The 15033-nt window shown below is 37.3% G+C and carries 14 protein-coding genes; 3 read left to right on the forward strand and 11 right to left on the reverse strand.

Annotation, left to right across the window (positions count from 1 at the left end):
* Positions 1 to 211: 211 nt before the first annotated feature.
* Positions 212 to 430 carry a hypothetical protein gene (locus OQX63_RS11510; protein WP_029278686.1) on the reverse strand — a complete coding sequence of 73 codons (219 nt, stop codon included), beginning with the start codon at positions 428 to 430 and terminating at the stop codon, positions 212 to 214.
* 57 nt (positions 431 to 487) lie between these two features.
* Positions 488 to 1252 (reverse strand): 5'-nucleotidase, lipoprotein e(P4) family, encoded by a 765-nt coding sequence (locus tag OQX63_RS11515; RefSeq protein ID WP_265851014.1) that lies wholly within the window; start codon positions 1250 to 1252, stop codon positions 488 to 490.
* Between the two features lie 200 nt (positions 1253 to 1452).
* On the opposite strand from OQX63_RS11515, the gene OQX63_RS11520 reads away from it, so the two are divergent.
* On the forward strand, positions 1453 to 2160 hold the full coding sequence (locus OQX63_RS11520; RefSeq protein WP_265851015.1) for a hypothetical protein: 708 nt from the start codon (positions 1453 to 1455) through the stop codon (positions 2158 to 2160).
* 60 nt (positions 2161 to 2220) lie between these two features.
* Here the strand turns inward: OQX63_RS11520 and OQX63_RS11525 are convergent, their stop codons facing one another.
* From OQX63_RS11525 to OQX63_RS11565, 9 genes are all read right to left on the reverse strand, one after another.
* Positions 2221 to 3348 (reverse strand): ATP-binding protein, encoded by a 1128-nt coding sequence (locus tag OQX63_RS11525; RefSeq protein WP_265851016.1) that lies wholly within the window; start codon positions 3346 to 3348, stop codon positions 2221 to 2223.
* 206 nt (positions 3349 to 3554) lie between these two features.
* Complete coding sequence (gene atpG / locus OQX63_RS11530; RefSeq protein ID WP_265851017.1) at positions 3555 to 4451, reverse strand: ATP synthase F1 subunit gamma; 897 nt, start codon at positions 4449 to 4451, stop codon at positions 3555 to 3557.
* Positions 4452 to 4527: 76 nt separating this feature from the next.
* Positions 4528 to 6102, reverse strand: coding sequence for a F0F1 ATP synthase subunit alpha (atpA, locus tag OQX63_RS11535; protein ID WP_265851018.1), 1575 nt, complete (start codon positions 6100 to 6102; stop codon positions 4528 to 4530).
* A gap of 195 nt (positions 6103 to 6297) precedes the next feature.
* The gene (gene atpH, locus OQX63_RS11540) at positions 6298 to 6837 is read right to left on the reverse strand and encodes an ATP synthase F1 subunit delta (RefSeq protein ID WP_265851019.1); all 540 of its coding nucleotides are present in this window, start codon (positions 6835 to 6837) and stop codon (positions 6298 to 6300) included.
* Positions 6838 to 6898: 61 nt separating this feature from the next.
* Positions 6899 to 7393 (reverse strand): F0F1 ATP synthase subunit B, encoded by a 495-nt coding sequence (locus OQX63_RS11545; protein WP_265851020.1) that lies wholly within the window; start codon positions 7391 to 7393, stop codon positions 6899 to 6901.
* Between the two features lie 89 nt (positions 7394 to 7482).
* On the reverse strand, positions 7483 to 7695 hold the full coding sequence (atpE, locus tag OQX63_RS11550) for an ATP synthase F0 subunit C (RefSeq protein ID WP_133260945.1): 213 nt from the start codon (positions 7693 to 7695) through the stop codon (positions 7483 to 7485).
* Positions 7696 to 7736: 41 nt separating this feature from the next.
* Complete coding sequence (gene atpB, locus OQX63_RS11555; RefSeq protein ID WP_265851021.1) at positions 7737 to 8870, reverse strand: F0F1 ATP synthase subunit A; 1134 nt, start codon at positions 8868 to 8870, stop codon at positions 7737 to 7739.
* Positions 8871 to 8884: 14 nt separating this feature from the next.
* The gene (locus OQX63_RS11560; protein ID WP_265851022.1) at positions 8885 to 9226 is read right to left on the reverse strand and encodes a hypothetical protein; all 342 of its coding nucleotides are present in this window, start codon (positions 9224 to 9226) and stop codon (positions 8885 to 8887) included.
* A 240-nt stretch (positions 9227 to 9466) separates the two neighbouring features.
* Positions 9467 to 9691: an AtpZ/AtpI family protein gene (locus OQX63_RS11565; protein ID WP_265851023.1), complete on the reverse strand. Its 225-nt coding sequence runs from the start codon at positions 9689 to 9691 to the stop codon at positions 9467 to 9469.
* A 111-nt stretch (positions 9692 to 9802) separates the two neighbouring features.
* Here OQX63_RS11565 and OQX63_RS11570 point away from each other — a divergent pair, with 111 nt between their 5' ends.
* Together OQX63_RS11570 and OQX63_RS11575 are read left to right on the forward strand one after the other, a co-directional pair.
* Entirely contained in the window at positions 9803 to 12565 is a 2763-nt protein-coding gene (locus tag OQX63_RS11570; RefSeq protein WP_265851024.1) for a tetratricopeptide repeat protein, read from the forward strand.
* Between the two features lie 179 nt (positions 12566 to 12744).
* Complete coding sequence (locus OQX63_RS11575; protein ID WP_265851025.1) at positions 12745 to 14964, forward strand: transglycosylase domain-containing protein; 2220 nt, start codon at positions 12745 to 12747, stop codon at positions 14962 to 14964.
* Positions 14965 to 15033: the final 69 nt, after the last annotated feature.

A 15033-nucleotide genomic window follows, 5' to 3' on the forward strand; every position in this document is an offset into this window, starting at 1 on the left:
TGCTGTCGGGTTTAAGATAGAAAGGCCTGCCTAAGTAATTAAACCTGACAGTAGCGGACACGAACGCAGTGAAGTAAAGCGGATGGCAGGGCTTTCGGAACCGATGCCCACAGGAACCTGCTTTTTAGAAAAAGAGCAGTACTTTATTTAATAAACAAAAAAGCCGGTCATGAATAAACATAACCGGCTTTATATTTTGATAGCAGATCGCTTATGCGTCTAATATTTTGAATACACCTTTAATGGCAATAATTGCACCAATGAACAATACAATCCATGATGCCAATGATACCTGCCAAGAATCGTAAGCGAAACGTGCGTAAGTACCCACCATGCAAACCAATACACCAAAAATCATTAATTTATAAATTCCTGGCTGGTTAGCCGTTTTCATACTTTCAGTATTGTGCTTTAATTCGTTGTTCTCCATAATGTTTATTTTTATGATGCTGCAAAAGTAATACTTATTGCCGAATAATGCTAAAACTTAGTAACTTTTTAATCTTTCTAACCTTTGTTTAGCTTTATCCTTATCACTAAGTTTTTCTCCCTGATACAAAGGCTTTTCCCAATCACCGTACATTGGGTTGGGCAACACGATATACTTTGTTCCAAATAGGTTCTGATTTGCGTTTACCTGCTCGAAGGTATTTTTATTTTCGCGATAAAAAACATTGCTGAAATCGCTTAAATTATCGCCGCATAACAATAGAATATTGTACATTTCGCTAATTTTTTGGCGCCGTGGCTCTTTATTTGAGGTTCCTTTTGAAACGATTAAATGTGCATCATCTGCATAAGGGAAGCCAAAGTGCTGCAGATTTTTTAACGTAGCTGCATAATCTTTTTCACCGCGGTTGCTCACATAAAAGGTTTCGATGCTCTTTGATGCTGCAAACTTTAAAAAAGCCAATGCACCCGGAACAGTATCGGCCTGAGCCAGATTTGTCCATTCGGTCCAGTCTTCCGACACATAACTTAGTCCTTTTTTAATTTCATGCCCCTGGAAAGCTGAATTGTCTAGAACCGTTTCATCAATATCAACAATCACACAATTTGGTTTTCTACTTGTATCTGCCCACAAAGCTTCTTTTAACGATAAACGTGCAAAATTGTAGGCCTGGAAACACAGTGAACGGTATTCTCCCGAAGTTTGCTGCCAAAGCACTGCATTGGTATAATCACGGGCTGGATTTTGGGCTTTCACCAAAAATGGAACAAGCGATAAGATAATGAGGATGTATTTTTTCATAACCTGATATTAGGCTACAAAGATATTAAAAGGCGATAATTAACCGGACCAAAAAAAATCTATATAAAATTTAAAAAAATACATTTCCATCAAAGAATAGCTACTAACCTTAACCAATACTCAGAATAATTTTCCTATCAATTAAAATTTTAGTTATAAAAATAACTATTTTTGGGCACACACAAATAAAATCAATTACGATGAAAAACAAACACTTACTAGGGATAGCTATTGCCCTATTTTTCTTTGCAGCCTGCAAGAAGGACAATCCGATTATTGAACCGCCAGTAGTTATCGAAAAAGAAGACCCTTTAGAATATGCTCACGACAGCATTTCTTACAGTATCGATGGGATCACTTATAAGCTATCTGAATATTCCAGTTTATCCGGAGCCGGTAATCGTCAACCGTATTCAAAAGTAGATTCAATTGTCGGCAATGCTTATTATATATCTGGCATTAAAGATTCAGTTTTATACTCACGGGATTATGGAATATATACTGATGGAAAAAAAGTCGATGTAATATTTATTAAAACTTATAAAAAAACATCGATGTTGCAATCACTGATTTTGAGGCCAAAAGATGTTATGGATTTATTTACAGTCGGGACAAGAAATTATGCGCTGGACTATGATAGGGATAATATACAAAATGGTGTTGCAATAAGCCTATCTGATGGATATAAAACATATGGTTCAGACGATTTTCGAAGACCTCCACTATTAAGCTCTGATGCTCAAAAGAATTCAAAATTTGAAATCACAAGTTTAAAGACATTAAAGTCGGGCACATATATTTTAGAAGCTAAATTTAATGCAATGGTTTACAATGAAAAGAATGTGAGTAAAAAATTAGAAAACGGATATTTGAGATTAGTTATGGATAAATATGATTTAATATTATAAATAACTAAGATGCCCATTGCAATTTAAAAGAATGGGCATCTCAGTTTATCAATGAATGATTTAACCATTCAAAAAACTTCCTCTATCGGTTTTTGATACCAATAATGTTTCTGCACCAGGATAAGCATTGGTAAAAGTAAGCGGAATTTTATTTTTCCCTCTTTCGCTCCATTTAAACTCAACGGCCAAGAATTTCTCTTTTGTTTTTTCTATATAATCAATTTCCTGTTGTTGCGTGGTACGCCAGAAAAAGCATGATGACTCTATCTGGTTCTGGTGCAAAAACTTCATCCGCTCAGCAATCATATAATTTTCGAAAAGTGCGCCAACATCATTCCTATTAGCTAAAGGGTTGAAATTCCGGGTAATGGCATTCACAATACCCGTATCGTAAAAATAGATTTTCTTATTTTTTTTAATCTCATTACGCACATTACCAGCAAAAGCAGGTAAACTAAACACCACAAACGATTTTTCAAGCAAACTGATGTACTTGTCAACCGTTTTCTGATCAGCCTTTACCAATTGTGCCAGCTCAGAAAAGTTAACTTCACTCCCAATCTGCAATGCCAGTGCCTTTACAATTTTTTCGAAAAGTAGCGGCTTTTTAACATCTTCCAAAGTGAAGAGGTCTTTATAGAGATAACTATCTGCGAGTAATTTTAAATGCTCTTCTGCACTTTGCGGATCGTTGATGATTTCCGGATAGGATCCATAAATTAACCGCTGTTCCAATGACCTTTCTTCGGTAATAAAATCACTATCATTTACCAGCTCTGCGTATGAAAATGGTAAAAGCATCATTTCATATTTTCTACCGGTTAAGGGCTCGTTTATTTTGCCTGATAACTCAAACGCTGATGAACCCGTGGCAATAACCTGAACAGGTTTAAAGCGGTCTACAATGATTTTGATGAGCAAGCCTACATCATTGATCCGTTGGGCCTCATCTATAAAAAGTACTTCGTAACCCGCGAGCATTTGTGCTATTTGTGCCGCATTAGGTTTAGCCAAAGTTTCTCTTACATCCACATCATCCCCATTGAGGTATAGGGTCTTTTTATCAACCTTTGCCAATAACTGCTCAACAAAAGTAGTTTTACCGGTTTGGCGTGGTCCAAAGATAATAAAGGCTTTCCCTTTAAAAAGCCTAGCAAAAGCGTAATCCAACTGTTTACGAACAATCATAATAAAATATACTTATACAAAAGTATAATTATTTTAGATTACAATCCATAAAAAACATAATTATTTTGGATTACAATCCATAAAAAACATAATTATTCTGGATTAATATTAGATTAAATCAATAAAAAGCCCATCTCAATTAAGAAATGGGCTTTTTATTTTATGCAATTAGTACTGCAAACTCAAAACTGAGAACTTGAAACCTACTATCCGTTTAATGCTGCTGCACCACTTACAATCTCAGTTAATTCAGTTGTAATTGCTGCCTGACGTGCCTGGTTATATGAAAGTTTTAAGGCTTTTAATAATTCACCTGCATTTTCAGTTGCTTTATCCATTGATGTCATACGTGCACCGTGCTCAGAAGCATGAGAATCCAACACAGCTTTGTACAACTGGATTTTAATTGATTTAGGAATTAATTGTTCTACAATTTCTTCTTGAGAAGGCTCTAAAATATAATCAACGTTAGTTGTTTTCTTATCGGTTTTTAGATCTGCCGGTGTTTCTTCTGCTTTAGGCAAAGGCAATAACTGCTCAGTAGTAATAAACTGAACTGCTGCGTTTCTAAAACGGTTATACACCACTTCTACTTTATCAAAGTCACCTTTAATAAAACCAGCCATAATCGCATCCGTAATTTTGGTTACGTTTTCGAAAGTTAAAGCCGAATATACTTCGTTATTGTTACCAATAACATTGTATTTACGTTTTTCGTAAAAATCCTGAGTTTTCTTACCGATAGAAATAATGCTCACATTCCCGTTTTTCAACTGTTCGCTATATTTCTCAGCAATTAAATTATTGGCCGCTTTAATTACGTTCATGTTAAAAGCTCCAGCCAAACCACGGTTTGATGAAACAGTAACAATTAAAACCTTATTGGGCTCACGCTCCTGGATAAAGGGTGATGAAGAGCCTTCCAAACTTGCAGATAGATTACCTAAAATCTCTTTCAGTTTAGTTGCATAAGGACGTAAAGCGATAATTGCATTGGTAGCACGTTTCAACTTAGCCGCCGAAACCATTTTCATAGCTTTGGTAATCTGCTGTGTTGACTGTACAGATGCAATCCGGTTTCTTACTTCTTTTAAATTAGCCATTCTTTAGTTTTGCGTGGAGCGAAGGGCGTTGAGCGTCCGGCCATCGCCTAACGCTTAACGCCCTGCACTTAGCTTATTAATATTTACTTGAAATCTCTTTTGCTACTGTATCTAAAACACCAGTAATGTTATCATCAAATTTACCAGCTTTTAATGCCGATAAAGTTTCAGGATGACGTAATTCCAATTGAGTTAAGAATTCAGTTTCAAATTCTTTTACTTTGTTAATCGGAACGTTACGCATTAAGTTTTTAGTACCGGCATAAACAATTGCAACTTGTTTCTCTACAGTAAAAGGAGAGAACTGTGCTTGTTTCAACATTTCTACGTTACGAGCACCTTTATCCAATACCGATTTAGTTGCAGCATCTAAGTCAGAACCGAATTTAGAGAAAGCCTCCAACTCACGGTATTGAGCCTGATCTAATTTTAAAGTACCTGCTACTTTCTTCATCGATTTAATCTGCGCATTACCACCCACACGTGATACAGAAATACCTACGTTAATTGCCGGACGGATACCTGAGTTGAACAAGTTCGACTCTAAGAAAATCTGACCATCAGTAATTGAAATTACGTTGGTTGGGATATAGGCAGAAACGTCACCCGCCTGTGTTTCGATAATTGGAAGTGCTGTTAATGAACCGCCACCTTTAACGATATGTTTAATCGACTCAGGTAAATCGTTCATGTTTTTAGCGATATCATCGTTAGCGTTAATTTTCGCAGCTCTCTCTAACAAACGGCTGTGTAAGTAGAAAACGTCACCTGGATAAGCTTCACGGCCCGGTGGACGACGAAGTAATAAAGATACCTCACGGTAAGCTACAGCTTGTTTAGATAAATCATCATAAACAATTAAGGCTGGTCTACCAGTATCACGGAAAAACTCACCAATTGCAGCGCCTGCAAACGGAGCATAGAACTGCATTGGAGCAGGATCTGCAGCCGAAGCAGCAACAACAACTGTATATGGTAAAGCACCGTTTTCTTCAAGTGTACGTACAATGTTGGCTACAGTAGAGTTTTTCTGACCGATAGCTACATAAATACAGAACACAGGCTGGCCTGCTTCATAAAATTCTTTTTGGTTGATAATGGTATCAATACAAACAGCAGTTTTACCAATCTGACGGTCACCAATAACCAACTCACGTTGACCACGACCGATTGGAATCATTGCATCGATTGCTTTAATACCAGTTTGTAAAGGCTCATTTACCGGCTGACGGTAAATTACGCCTGGTGCTTTACGCTCTAAAGGCATTTCGTAAGTTTCACCCAAGATCGGACCTTTACCATCTAAAGGTTCACCTAAAGTGTTCACTACGCGGCCAAGCATACCTTCACCAACTTTAATAGAGGCAATTTTTTTGGTACGTTTAATGGTATCACCTTCTTTGATCTCGTCTGAAGCACCCAAAAGTACTACACCAACGTTATCTTCTTCAAGGTTTAATACAATACCTTGTAAGCCGTTTGCAAATTCAACTAACTCTCCCGATTGAACTTTAGTTAAACCGTAAACACGGGCAATACCGTCGCCCACTTGCAACACGGTACCAACTTCTTCCAGTTCGGTTTCTGATTTGAAGCCCGCCAATTGCTGTCTGATAATTGCCGATACTTCGTCTGGTCTTACCTCTACCATAATTTTACTTTATATCTTTTTGTAAATGTTTAGTGCTTAGCGCATGGCGCCTGGCATTTATTCGCCATCCGCTTATCGCAATATTTTTGTTTGGCGCCACGCGTTTGGCGTTCTATCGCCTTACACTCACGCTTCACTATTTTTTTTGGGCATTTTGCAAATTAACGCTAAACGCCCTACGCAAAACGATATCCGCTATTGCGCAAATTCTTTTTTAAGTTTACTTAAACCGCTGGCAATACTTGCATCAAATTGCTTATCACCAACTTTTAATATAAAACCACCAATTAGCTTCTCATTAATTTTTTCGTTAACAATCACCTGGTTGGCGCCTAATTCTTTTTTTACAATTGCTATAATCTGCTCTTTGGCTTCAGGGCTTAATGCGCTTGCTGTAGTTACATCGGCAGTAACAATACCTTTAAGAAGATTGTATTGCTGTATAAATTGTTTTGCAGTGGCAAATAATATAGCTGAACGCCCTTTATTTACAACGGTTTTGAAAAAAGTAATGGTTAATTTACCCACTTTATCAGCAAAGATCCCGTTTAAAATACCAGTTTTCTTATCTAAAGGTACAATCGGGTTTTTTAATATTGCTTCTAGTTCAGGGGTTTCTTCAACAACTTTCTCAAACAAAACCATATCATTATAAGAAGCTTCTAAGTCGTTGTTTTCAACGGCTAAGTCTATTAATGATTTGGCATATCTGCCTGCAACTTTAATTTCTGACATATCTTTTGGGTTGGCGCTTAGCGTTTGGCGTTTGGCACGCTTACCGCTTTACGCAATACGCTTAGTTTAATTCAACGTCTTTTAACAAGTTAGCTACTAAAGCTTCCTGTTTGGTTTTATCATCTAATTGTGTACGTAAAACACGTTCTGCAATTTCTAATGATAAAGAAGAAACCTGGTCTTTAACTTCAGCTAAAGCTGCTTTCTTTTGGTTTTCGATCTCGATTTTAGCTTTCTCGATCAATTTAGTACCTTCAACCTGAGCTTGTTTTTTAGCTTCGTTTAAGATACCATCTTTCAAGGTTTTAGCTTCCTTCAAAATTTCGTCACGTTCAGCACGAGCCTGTTGCATTAAATCCTGGTTCTGACTGGTTAAACGAGCCATTTCCTGTTTAGCCAATTCAGCTTTATTTAAAGCTTCATCAATGCTTTGCTCACGTTCGTGAATTGCACCTAAAATAGGTTTCCATGCAAATTTTCTAAGTAGGATCAACAAGCAGATGAATGCTAATGATGTCCAAAAAACCAATCCTATGCTTGGGGTTACTAAATCCATTTTATCTATTTTTTTTAATCTTAATCTTGTTAATTAAGATAGAGTATTAACCAATCGTTAAATACTCTATCTAATTTTTTCAGTGATTATTAACCGTTTAAGCCTAATAATGCAACTACCACACCGAATAAAGCAACACCCTCAATAAGGGCAGCAGCGATAATCATTGCAGTCTGAATTTTTGATGCAGCTTCTGGTTGACGAGCAATACCTTCCATTGCTTTACCACCTACTTGACCGATACCGATACCTGCACCGATTACTGCTAAACCGGCACCAATTGCCGCGATTGAACCTACCATAACTAATTTAATTTATATTAATTGTAAAAAATAGTTTTCTATTAATGATGTTCTTCTACTGCCATACCAATAAACAAGGCAGTTAATAATGTAAAAATAAAGGCCTGTAAAAATGCTACCAACAACTCCAGTACATCCATAAATATTACGAATGCTACCGAAACAGGTGCAATAGCCAATGTTTCGAAAATAAAGATTAAGGAAATTAAACTTAATACGATAATGTGTCCAGCAGTCATGTTCGCGAACAAACGCACCATTAGAGCAAACGGCTTTGAAATAACCCCTACAACCTCAACTACAACCATTAAAGGCCATAACCAAAATGGAACATCCGGTAAAAATATGTGCTTCCAATAATATTTGTTACCATTGATGTTAACGACAATTAAAGTACCTAAGGCCATTACAAAAGTTAAAGCAATATTACCTGTAACGTTCGCACTGCCAGGAAAAATTGGCACCAAACCTAATAAGTTATTAAAAAGAAGAAAGAAGAATGTAGTTAACAAATACGGCATAAACTTCGCATATTTATGACCGATGTTTGGCTTAGCAATGTCATCTCTAACAAAAATCACTATAGGCTCAATAAAAGATTGCAAACCTTTTGGTGATTTACCAACGCGTTTTTTATATGATGATGCTACCGAAATAAATACGATAAGGATTACCAAAATGGCCACAAACATTGCTGCAACGTTTTTAGTGATCGAGAAATCTAAAACAGATTTACTCGCTTCTTCATCAACTTTACCATCAGCAGCAACCACCTTAATATGATCTTCTTCTAAACGATAGTTATTGTATTTACCGTTATAATCGTGTTCGCCGTGGTGAAAATTAGCAGATGAGAAAATCTCTAAACCATTAGGCGTATATAAAATTACCGGAAGAGGTAATGAAGTATGCCCCCAAAGATGCCACATGTGCGAATCGGCAATGTGTTCCATAATTACTTTGGTAGGCTCGAATTTTTCCTTACCATGATTGGCCTCTGCACCGTGCTCACCAGAAACAGCATGAGCAGATTCCGCAACAGCACTATCAACAGGTACAACAGCGCTATCAACTTGAGCGAAAGTATCAATTTTGATAGATAAAAACGCGATTAAAAGCGTAAAAACAACAGTTAGCCTTTTAACTTTAGACACAAAAACTCGGTTACAATCCATTTATTGGCAGTTTTTTACTTTAAATTTTGGTGGCGCAAGTTACGTAACAAACAGTAAACTTCAAAGACCGTAAACAATAAATATAAAGAAAAAAAATTAAGCAGAAATACAAGCCCAATTCCCTTTGCTTTTATACTGTAAATCAACACAAAAGCCATACAAAAAATCATCTTCACCGCAATTGATCCCATAATAGCCATTACACCTACTTCAGGATCACGTTTTACACCGATATCAACCAGCATGTAAGCGATATAAGTGATACCAGCCAAAAAGCCAAACATCACCCAAAAATTGCTCACCAAAAGCTGCTTATCAGGAAATACTAAAGGTAAAACGGCAATAATACCTATCAATAGGCCTACGAAAATCAAATAGATACTTGTAAATTTGGCTAGAGTCAATGTATAATTTCTTAGCAGATAAAACTTTTTGCAAAGATAAGGTTTTTAGTATCAAGTAAGTACTACAGATGAGAAATATTATGAAGGCTGGCATTGGTTAACCGTTTGAACTGGTTAATCGGTAATTGAAAAATCGTTATGTTGTTAGTTGGGTTAACCGAAAACTGCCAACTGAAAATTGCCAACCGATAACTAACTCCTGGTAGCCTGCCTGATCGCCTGATAAAGCGCAATCCCCACTCCTGCCAAAGCAAAAGCTGCTGTAATTAAATTGGTTTTACTGTTTCGGTGCTCATCAATTTTATAACCTACAAAAGTAAGCAGGCCTATGGTAGCGATCATCTGGAAACCAATAGCAAAATATTTTGCTGCTGCATTTATCTTTTTCTTTGTATCTTCTTCTTTCGGATTTTCCATTTTTTAATGCAATAATTAAATTAACTTTGAATAATTAAAATTTGTTGCCAAATAAAATATTTTTCTACATATATTGTTTATTGTACATCCACCTAAAGAGATTTATCATACTTGAAAAATTACGCTAACAAAAACTTAAATCCCTTTTTCATCCTCATCAGTATTTTTATTTATGGCTGTGTCGCAAATAAAGATACCGCAGTAGATCGTAGGTTTCAAAACTTAACGGCAAAATACAACTATATCTATAATGCCAATGTTTTACTAAGCGAGTACAATGAAAATCTGTTACAAAGCTATAGCGATAATTACGAAAAGACTTTACCTGTTTATCTCGATCCTGAGCCACAGATCAATCTGGTACTTACACCGGGCGCAGCCAATAAACAGCTTGATGAGGTGATTACCAAAGGACAAACCATTATCAACGATAAAAGTTTCAGCAACTATATTGATGATGCCTACATGCTTTTGGGCAAGGCGAATTACCTTAAAGGCAATTATTTTATTGCATCAGAATACTTTGATTACACGGCAAAAACCTACAACAGCGACCTGAAGACCTTTATTATGGCCATGAACTGGAAAGCACGTAGCCAAATGGAACTCAATAATATGGTACTGGCCGATAAAATTATCGATACCATGCTGCGCGCTTCCGATCAGTTAAAAAAGGACCTCGCCGAACCCCTGGCTACAGCTGCCCAGATGCGCATTTATCAGAAACGCAATAAAGAAGCCATCTTATTTTTAGAATCAGCCATTGCATTGCCTGCAGAAAAACAGTTGCGCATCCGTTGGCGCTTTATATTGGCACAATTACAGGAAAAGGAGAAAAACATCCAGGATGCTTATGCCAATTTCACCAAAGTTGAAAAAAGCAATGCACCTTTCGAAATGTATTTTCATGCAAATTTAAACCGGATTAAGCTGAGAGCACTACTAAATGGAGAAAAATTTAACAAGGAACAACAACTTTTAGCTTTATTAAAAGATGATAAGAATACTGACTACACCGATCAGATTTATTACCAGGTAGGAGAGCTTTTCTCTGCAGAGGGAAACTTTGTAAAGGCAGAGGAGAACTACCATAAATCGGTTTTAAAAAGCACCAGAAACCAAACGCAAAAGGCGCTATCATATTTAAGAATTGCCGATTTAAACTTTAAAGAGTTTAACAACTACATTAAAGCAAAACTGTACTACGATAGTACCGTGATGATTTTGCCCAAAAACTTTCCTGATTACGACAACATTGTTAAAAAAGCAGATAACCTGCAATATTTAACTGACAGGTATACCATTATCTCCAAAGAAGATACTGCCCAGGCCTTTGCCAAACTTCCGGCTGCTGAACGTGAGGCCAAAGTTAAAGCATATTTAACGCCAAGGGTTGTAGTGAGCAATACAGGCGGCGTAATCAACAATCAATTTTTAAACGATCCTGATTTTCCGAACATAAGTTTAAATACACCAAACAATAGTGCAGGAAACACCTTTTATTTTAATAATAATGCGGCAATCAGCAATGGCTTTGGTGATTTTAAGAAACGATGGGGAACGAGACAGTTGGAAGATAACTGGCGCCAGAGTATTCGCTCATCTGCACAGGAAACCAACCAGGTTTTAGCCGGAGGAAAAGTAGCTACCGAAATTATACCTGCAACTGGACAAAACAACCCAGCAGTTGCAGATCAGACATCGCTGGAAAAACAGTTTTTGGATGCTTTACCAACTACACCTGCACTATTGGCAGCATCCGATCAGAAAATTATTGATGCTTATTTTGAAATTGCCAGTTTTTACCAACAAGAACTGAATGATAAGACCGAAGCAAATAAAATATACCTGGAACTGATCAAAAGATATCCGGATAACAACCACCTGGTTGCCATTTATTACAGTTTATACCTCAATTATAAAGGTGTTGATGAAGTAAAATCTGAGCAGTATAAACAATTGGTGCTCAGCAAATTCCCTGAATCTAATTTTGCAAAAAATATTTTAGATCCATCGTATTCGGCCAAGCAAACGCAGTTGGAAAATATAGCCATCAACAATTACAATGCAACTTTTGATGCCTATGCAAAAAAAGATTATGCCAATGTGGTAAAACAGGCTGATGATAATATTACAGCTTTCCCTGAAAATGATCTTGCGCCGCAATATGCTTACCTAAAAGCCATTGCTGTTGGCCGTACTGCAAAGCTTGATCAGCTACTTACCGAATTTAACCTGATTACCAATCGCTATCCTAACGATAAAATTATTACACCTCTGGTACGCGATCACTTAAAGTATATTGAGGCCAATCTTGACGAATTTAAACAACGTCCGGTTGCACTGATCGATTTTGATGCAAACGCGCCTCGTTTTGTAAGTCAGGCCGCAACAGTTGCCGTACCAACAAAACCACTGGTAGTTGAAAATCCTGTAGCAAAAAAAGCTGAACCAATTCCGGTAGAAAAACCTGTTGAAGTTAAACCGGTTGATCCAACCAAACCTGTTAGTGTTTTCAGTACGGCAAAATCAGAAGAGTATTATTATGTGATCGACGTAGCTGATGCCACTTTAACCCTAAGTTCATCGCGTTTTGGGATAGGTCAGTTTAACCGTGGAAATTACCCCGACAACGATTTGGAACATAAATTGGTAGAGTTGGATAATGACCAGTTAATTTACATTACGAGTTTTATCGATCTAGAGGATGCCAAACTTTACGAATCGAGCATTGTTGGTCAGTTAAAGAACATTATGAAAGTTCCGGCCAACCTGTATAAAGGTTTTATCATCAGTAAAGAAAATTTTGAAAAATTAACAGACAGGACACGGATTAATGAATACCTGGAGTTTTTAAAAGACAATTATAAATAAGCGAAGATTAAAGTGGAAAGACCAAAGCAGAAAGACTAAAGTTAAAAGCTTTTATTCCCTTCGATATTTTAGATCGTATAATTGCCAAAGTTCAAAGCTTAAATTTGATTCTATAAAAAATTAATAAATTTGCATCCAAAATCACCTATCCCGGTGTTTTTGGAAAATAACAACACAAAATGAACAAATCCCTTTCTCCACAGGATACAAGAAGATACAGTTTACTCATCTGGAAATTATTGATTGGTGGAATTGCCCTATTCGCTATTTTCATCTCCATGATTGGATTTGGGCTATTTGGGGCCCTACCTTCTTTCAGGGACATTGAGCACCCTAAAAGCAACCAGGCATCAGAAATTATTGCTGAAGATGGCCGACCTTTAGGTACCTATTTTGTTCAAAACAGATCGAACGTTACTTATAAGGATATTTCTGAAAATGTAATTAATGGGTTAATTGCGACAGAAGATACCCGTTTTAAAGAGCATTCAGGTATCGATTTTAAACGTACATTCTCTATCATCGGTTATAATTTGATCGGTAAAAAACAGGGGGCCAGCACCATTACCCAGCAATTGGCCAAAAATCTTTTCCCTCGCGAATCGAACCTTAATTTCTTCTCGTTGGTATTAACCAAATTTAAGGAGTGGATTGTTGCCGTTAAACTGGAACGTAACTATACCAAAGAAGAGATTATTACGATGTATTTAAATACGGTTGACTTTGGTAACCAGGCCTATGGTATCAAATCTGCAGCAAGGGTTTATTTCAATACCACGCCAGATAAGTTAACTTTAACACAGGCAGCAACCTTGGTAGGTATGCAAAAAGGCATTACCATGTATTCGCCAACCCGCCATCCTGAGCGCTCCAGAGACCGCAGAAATACTGTCATGGCCTTAATGGTTAAAGCAGATCTCTTAGCCCAGTCGGAGTTTGATGAACAAAAAGATAAACCTTTAAATCTGCATTTCAATGCTGCAACCGTTAATGATGGTATTGCTCCATACTTCCGTTCCGTACTGAAAAATGATATCAAAAACATTTTCCAGGAGCAATCCATTACCAAGCCTGATGGTACACCATACGATTTGGACCGTGATGGTTTGAAGATCTATACCACGTTGAATTATGATATGCAGGTGTATGCCGAGGAAGCGCAAAAAGAATACATGAAAGTGTTACAGGCGCAGTTTATTGCGAGTTGGAAGGGCAGAAACCCTTTTAAGGATAAAACTTTACAGATTGAGCAGGGAATTAAACGATCTGACCGTTATAAATCTTTAAAACTGGAAGGTAAATCTGATGATGAAATTAAAGATGATTTCAACACCAAAACAGAAATGACCATTTTTACCTGGAAAGGTAATATCGATACAGTAATGAAACCGATAGACTCTGTACGTTATTACAAAATGCTCCTTAGGAATGCCATGATGACCATGGACCCGACTAACGGACATGTTAAAGCATGGGTTGGCGGAATCAATTACGAGCACTTTAAATACGATCAGGTTAAAATGGGAACCCGCCAGGTAGGTTCAACAGCAAAACCATTTACCTATGCAGTAGCTATTGAAAATGGTTATTCGCCTTGTTATACTGTACCAAACGTTCCGGTAACGATTGAGGGTTATGGTGAACCGTGGACGCCAAGAAACTCAGGCAAACCATTACCTGGCAGTATCACCTTACAAAAAGCATTGGCTTACTCGCAAAACTTTGTGACGGCTTATTTAATGAAACAGGTTGGTCCTGTCGCCGTGTCTACGCTGGCCACAAAAATGGGTATCCCAAATGTTCCGGCATTTCCATCTATTTGCCTCGGCACTTTCGATTCTTCGGTTTATAATATGGTAGGTGCTTACGGCGCTTTTGCCAATAAAGGAACTTATACCAAACCCATTTATTTATTGAGGATTGAAGATAAAAACGGGGTGGTATTGTTTTCTCAAAAGGAAATACCAAAACCAATTATGAGCGAGGAAGTGGCTTATGTAATGACACGGATGCTTAAAGGTGTGGTAACTAACGGAACCGGATCGAGATTAAATTATAAATACAAAGTTAATGCACCAATCGGGGCGAAAACGGGTACCACCCAAAATAACTCTGATGGTTGGTTTATGGCCATAACGCCCCAACTGGTAACGGGTATCTGGACAGGCTGTGAAGACAGGGCTTTTCACTTTATCAGCACCAATCAGGGTGAAGGTGCAAATACAGCTTTACCAATTTTTGCAGGATTTATAAAAAGAGTTTATGCCAATCCAGCGTTAAAGATCAGTCATGCCGATTTCGAAGCACCAAAATCAGGTGTTTCCATTACTTTTGATTGTAACCAGTATCAGCAGCAGGAAGAAGGTACGAGTGAACTGGACGAGAAGTTGGGATTTTAGCCATCAACTCCTGCGTGAAGGATAGCAGTGGAAATCCTTTTGCTGCTAAGTTGAGCATAGCGGAACGCA

It is taken from the genome of Pedobacter sp. PF22-3, assembly GCF_026239555.1.
Taxonomy (GTDB): Bacteria; Bacteroidota; Bacteroidia; order Sphingobacteriales; family Sphingobacteriaceae; genus Pedobacter.

Bases quoted from the DNA above. Each gene is read 5' to 3' on its own strand.
- OQX63_RS11510 (WP_029278686.1), bottom strand. From the start codon at position 430: ATGGAGAACAACGAATTAAAGCACAATACTGAAAGTATGAAAACGGCT.
- OQX63_RS11515 (WP_265851014.1), bottom strand. From the start codon at position 1,252: ATGAAAAAATACATCCTCATTATCTTATCGCTTGTTCCATTTTTGGTG.
- OQX63_RS11520 (WP_265851015.1), top strand. From the start codon at position 1,453: ATGAAAAACAAACACTTACTAGGGATAGCTATTGCCCTATTTTTCTTT.
- OQX63_RS11525 (WP_265851016.1), bottom strand. From the start codon at position 3,348: ATGATTGTTCGTAAACAGTTGGATTACGCTTTTGCTAGGCTTTTTAAA.
- atpG (WP_265851017.1), bottom strand. From the start codon at position 4,451: ATGGCTAATTTAAAAGAAGTAAGAAACCGGATTGCATCTGTACAGTCA.
- atpA (WP_265851018.1), bottom strand. From the start codon at position 6,102: ATGGTAGAGGTAAGACCAGACGAAGTATCGGCAATTATCAGACAGCAA.
- atpH (WP_265851019.1), bottom strand. From the start codon at position 6,837: ATGTCAGAAATTAAAGTTGCAGGCAGATATGCCAAATCATTAATAGAC.
- OQX63_RS11545 (WP_265851020.1), bottom strand. From the start codon at position 7,393: ATGGATTTAGTAACCCCAAGCATAGGATTGGTTTTTTGGACATCATTA.
- atpE (WP_133260945.1), bottom strand. From the start codon at position 7,695: ATGGTAGGTTCAATCGCGGCAATTGGTGCCGGTTTAGCAGTAATCGGT.
- atpB (WP_265851021.1), bottom strand. From the start codon at position 8,870: ATGGATTGTAACCGAGTTTTTGTGTCTAAAGTTAAAAGGCTAACTGTT.
- OQX63_RS11565 (WP_265851023.1), bottom strand. From the start codon at position 9,691: ATGGAAAATCCGAAAGAAGAAGATACAAAGAAAAAGATAAATGCAGCA.
- OQX63_RS11575 (WP_265851025.1), top strand. From the start codon at position 12,745: ATGAACAAATCCCTTTCTCCACAGGATACAAGAAGATACAGTTTACTC.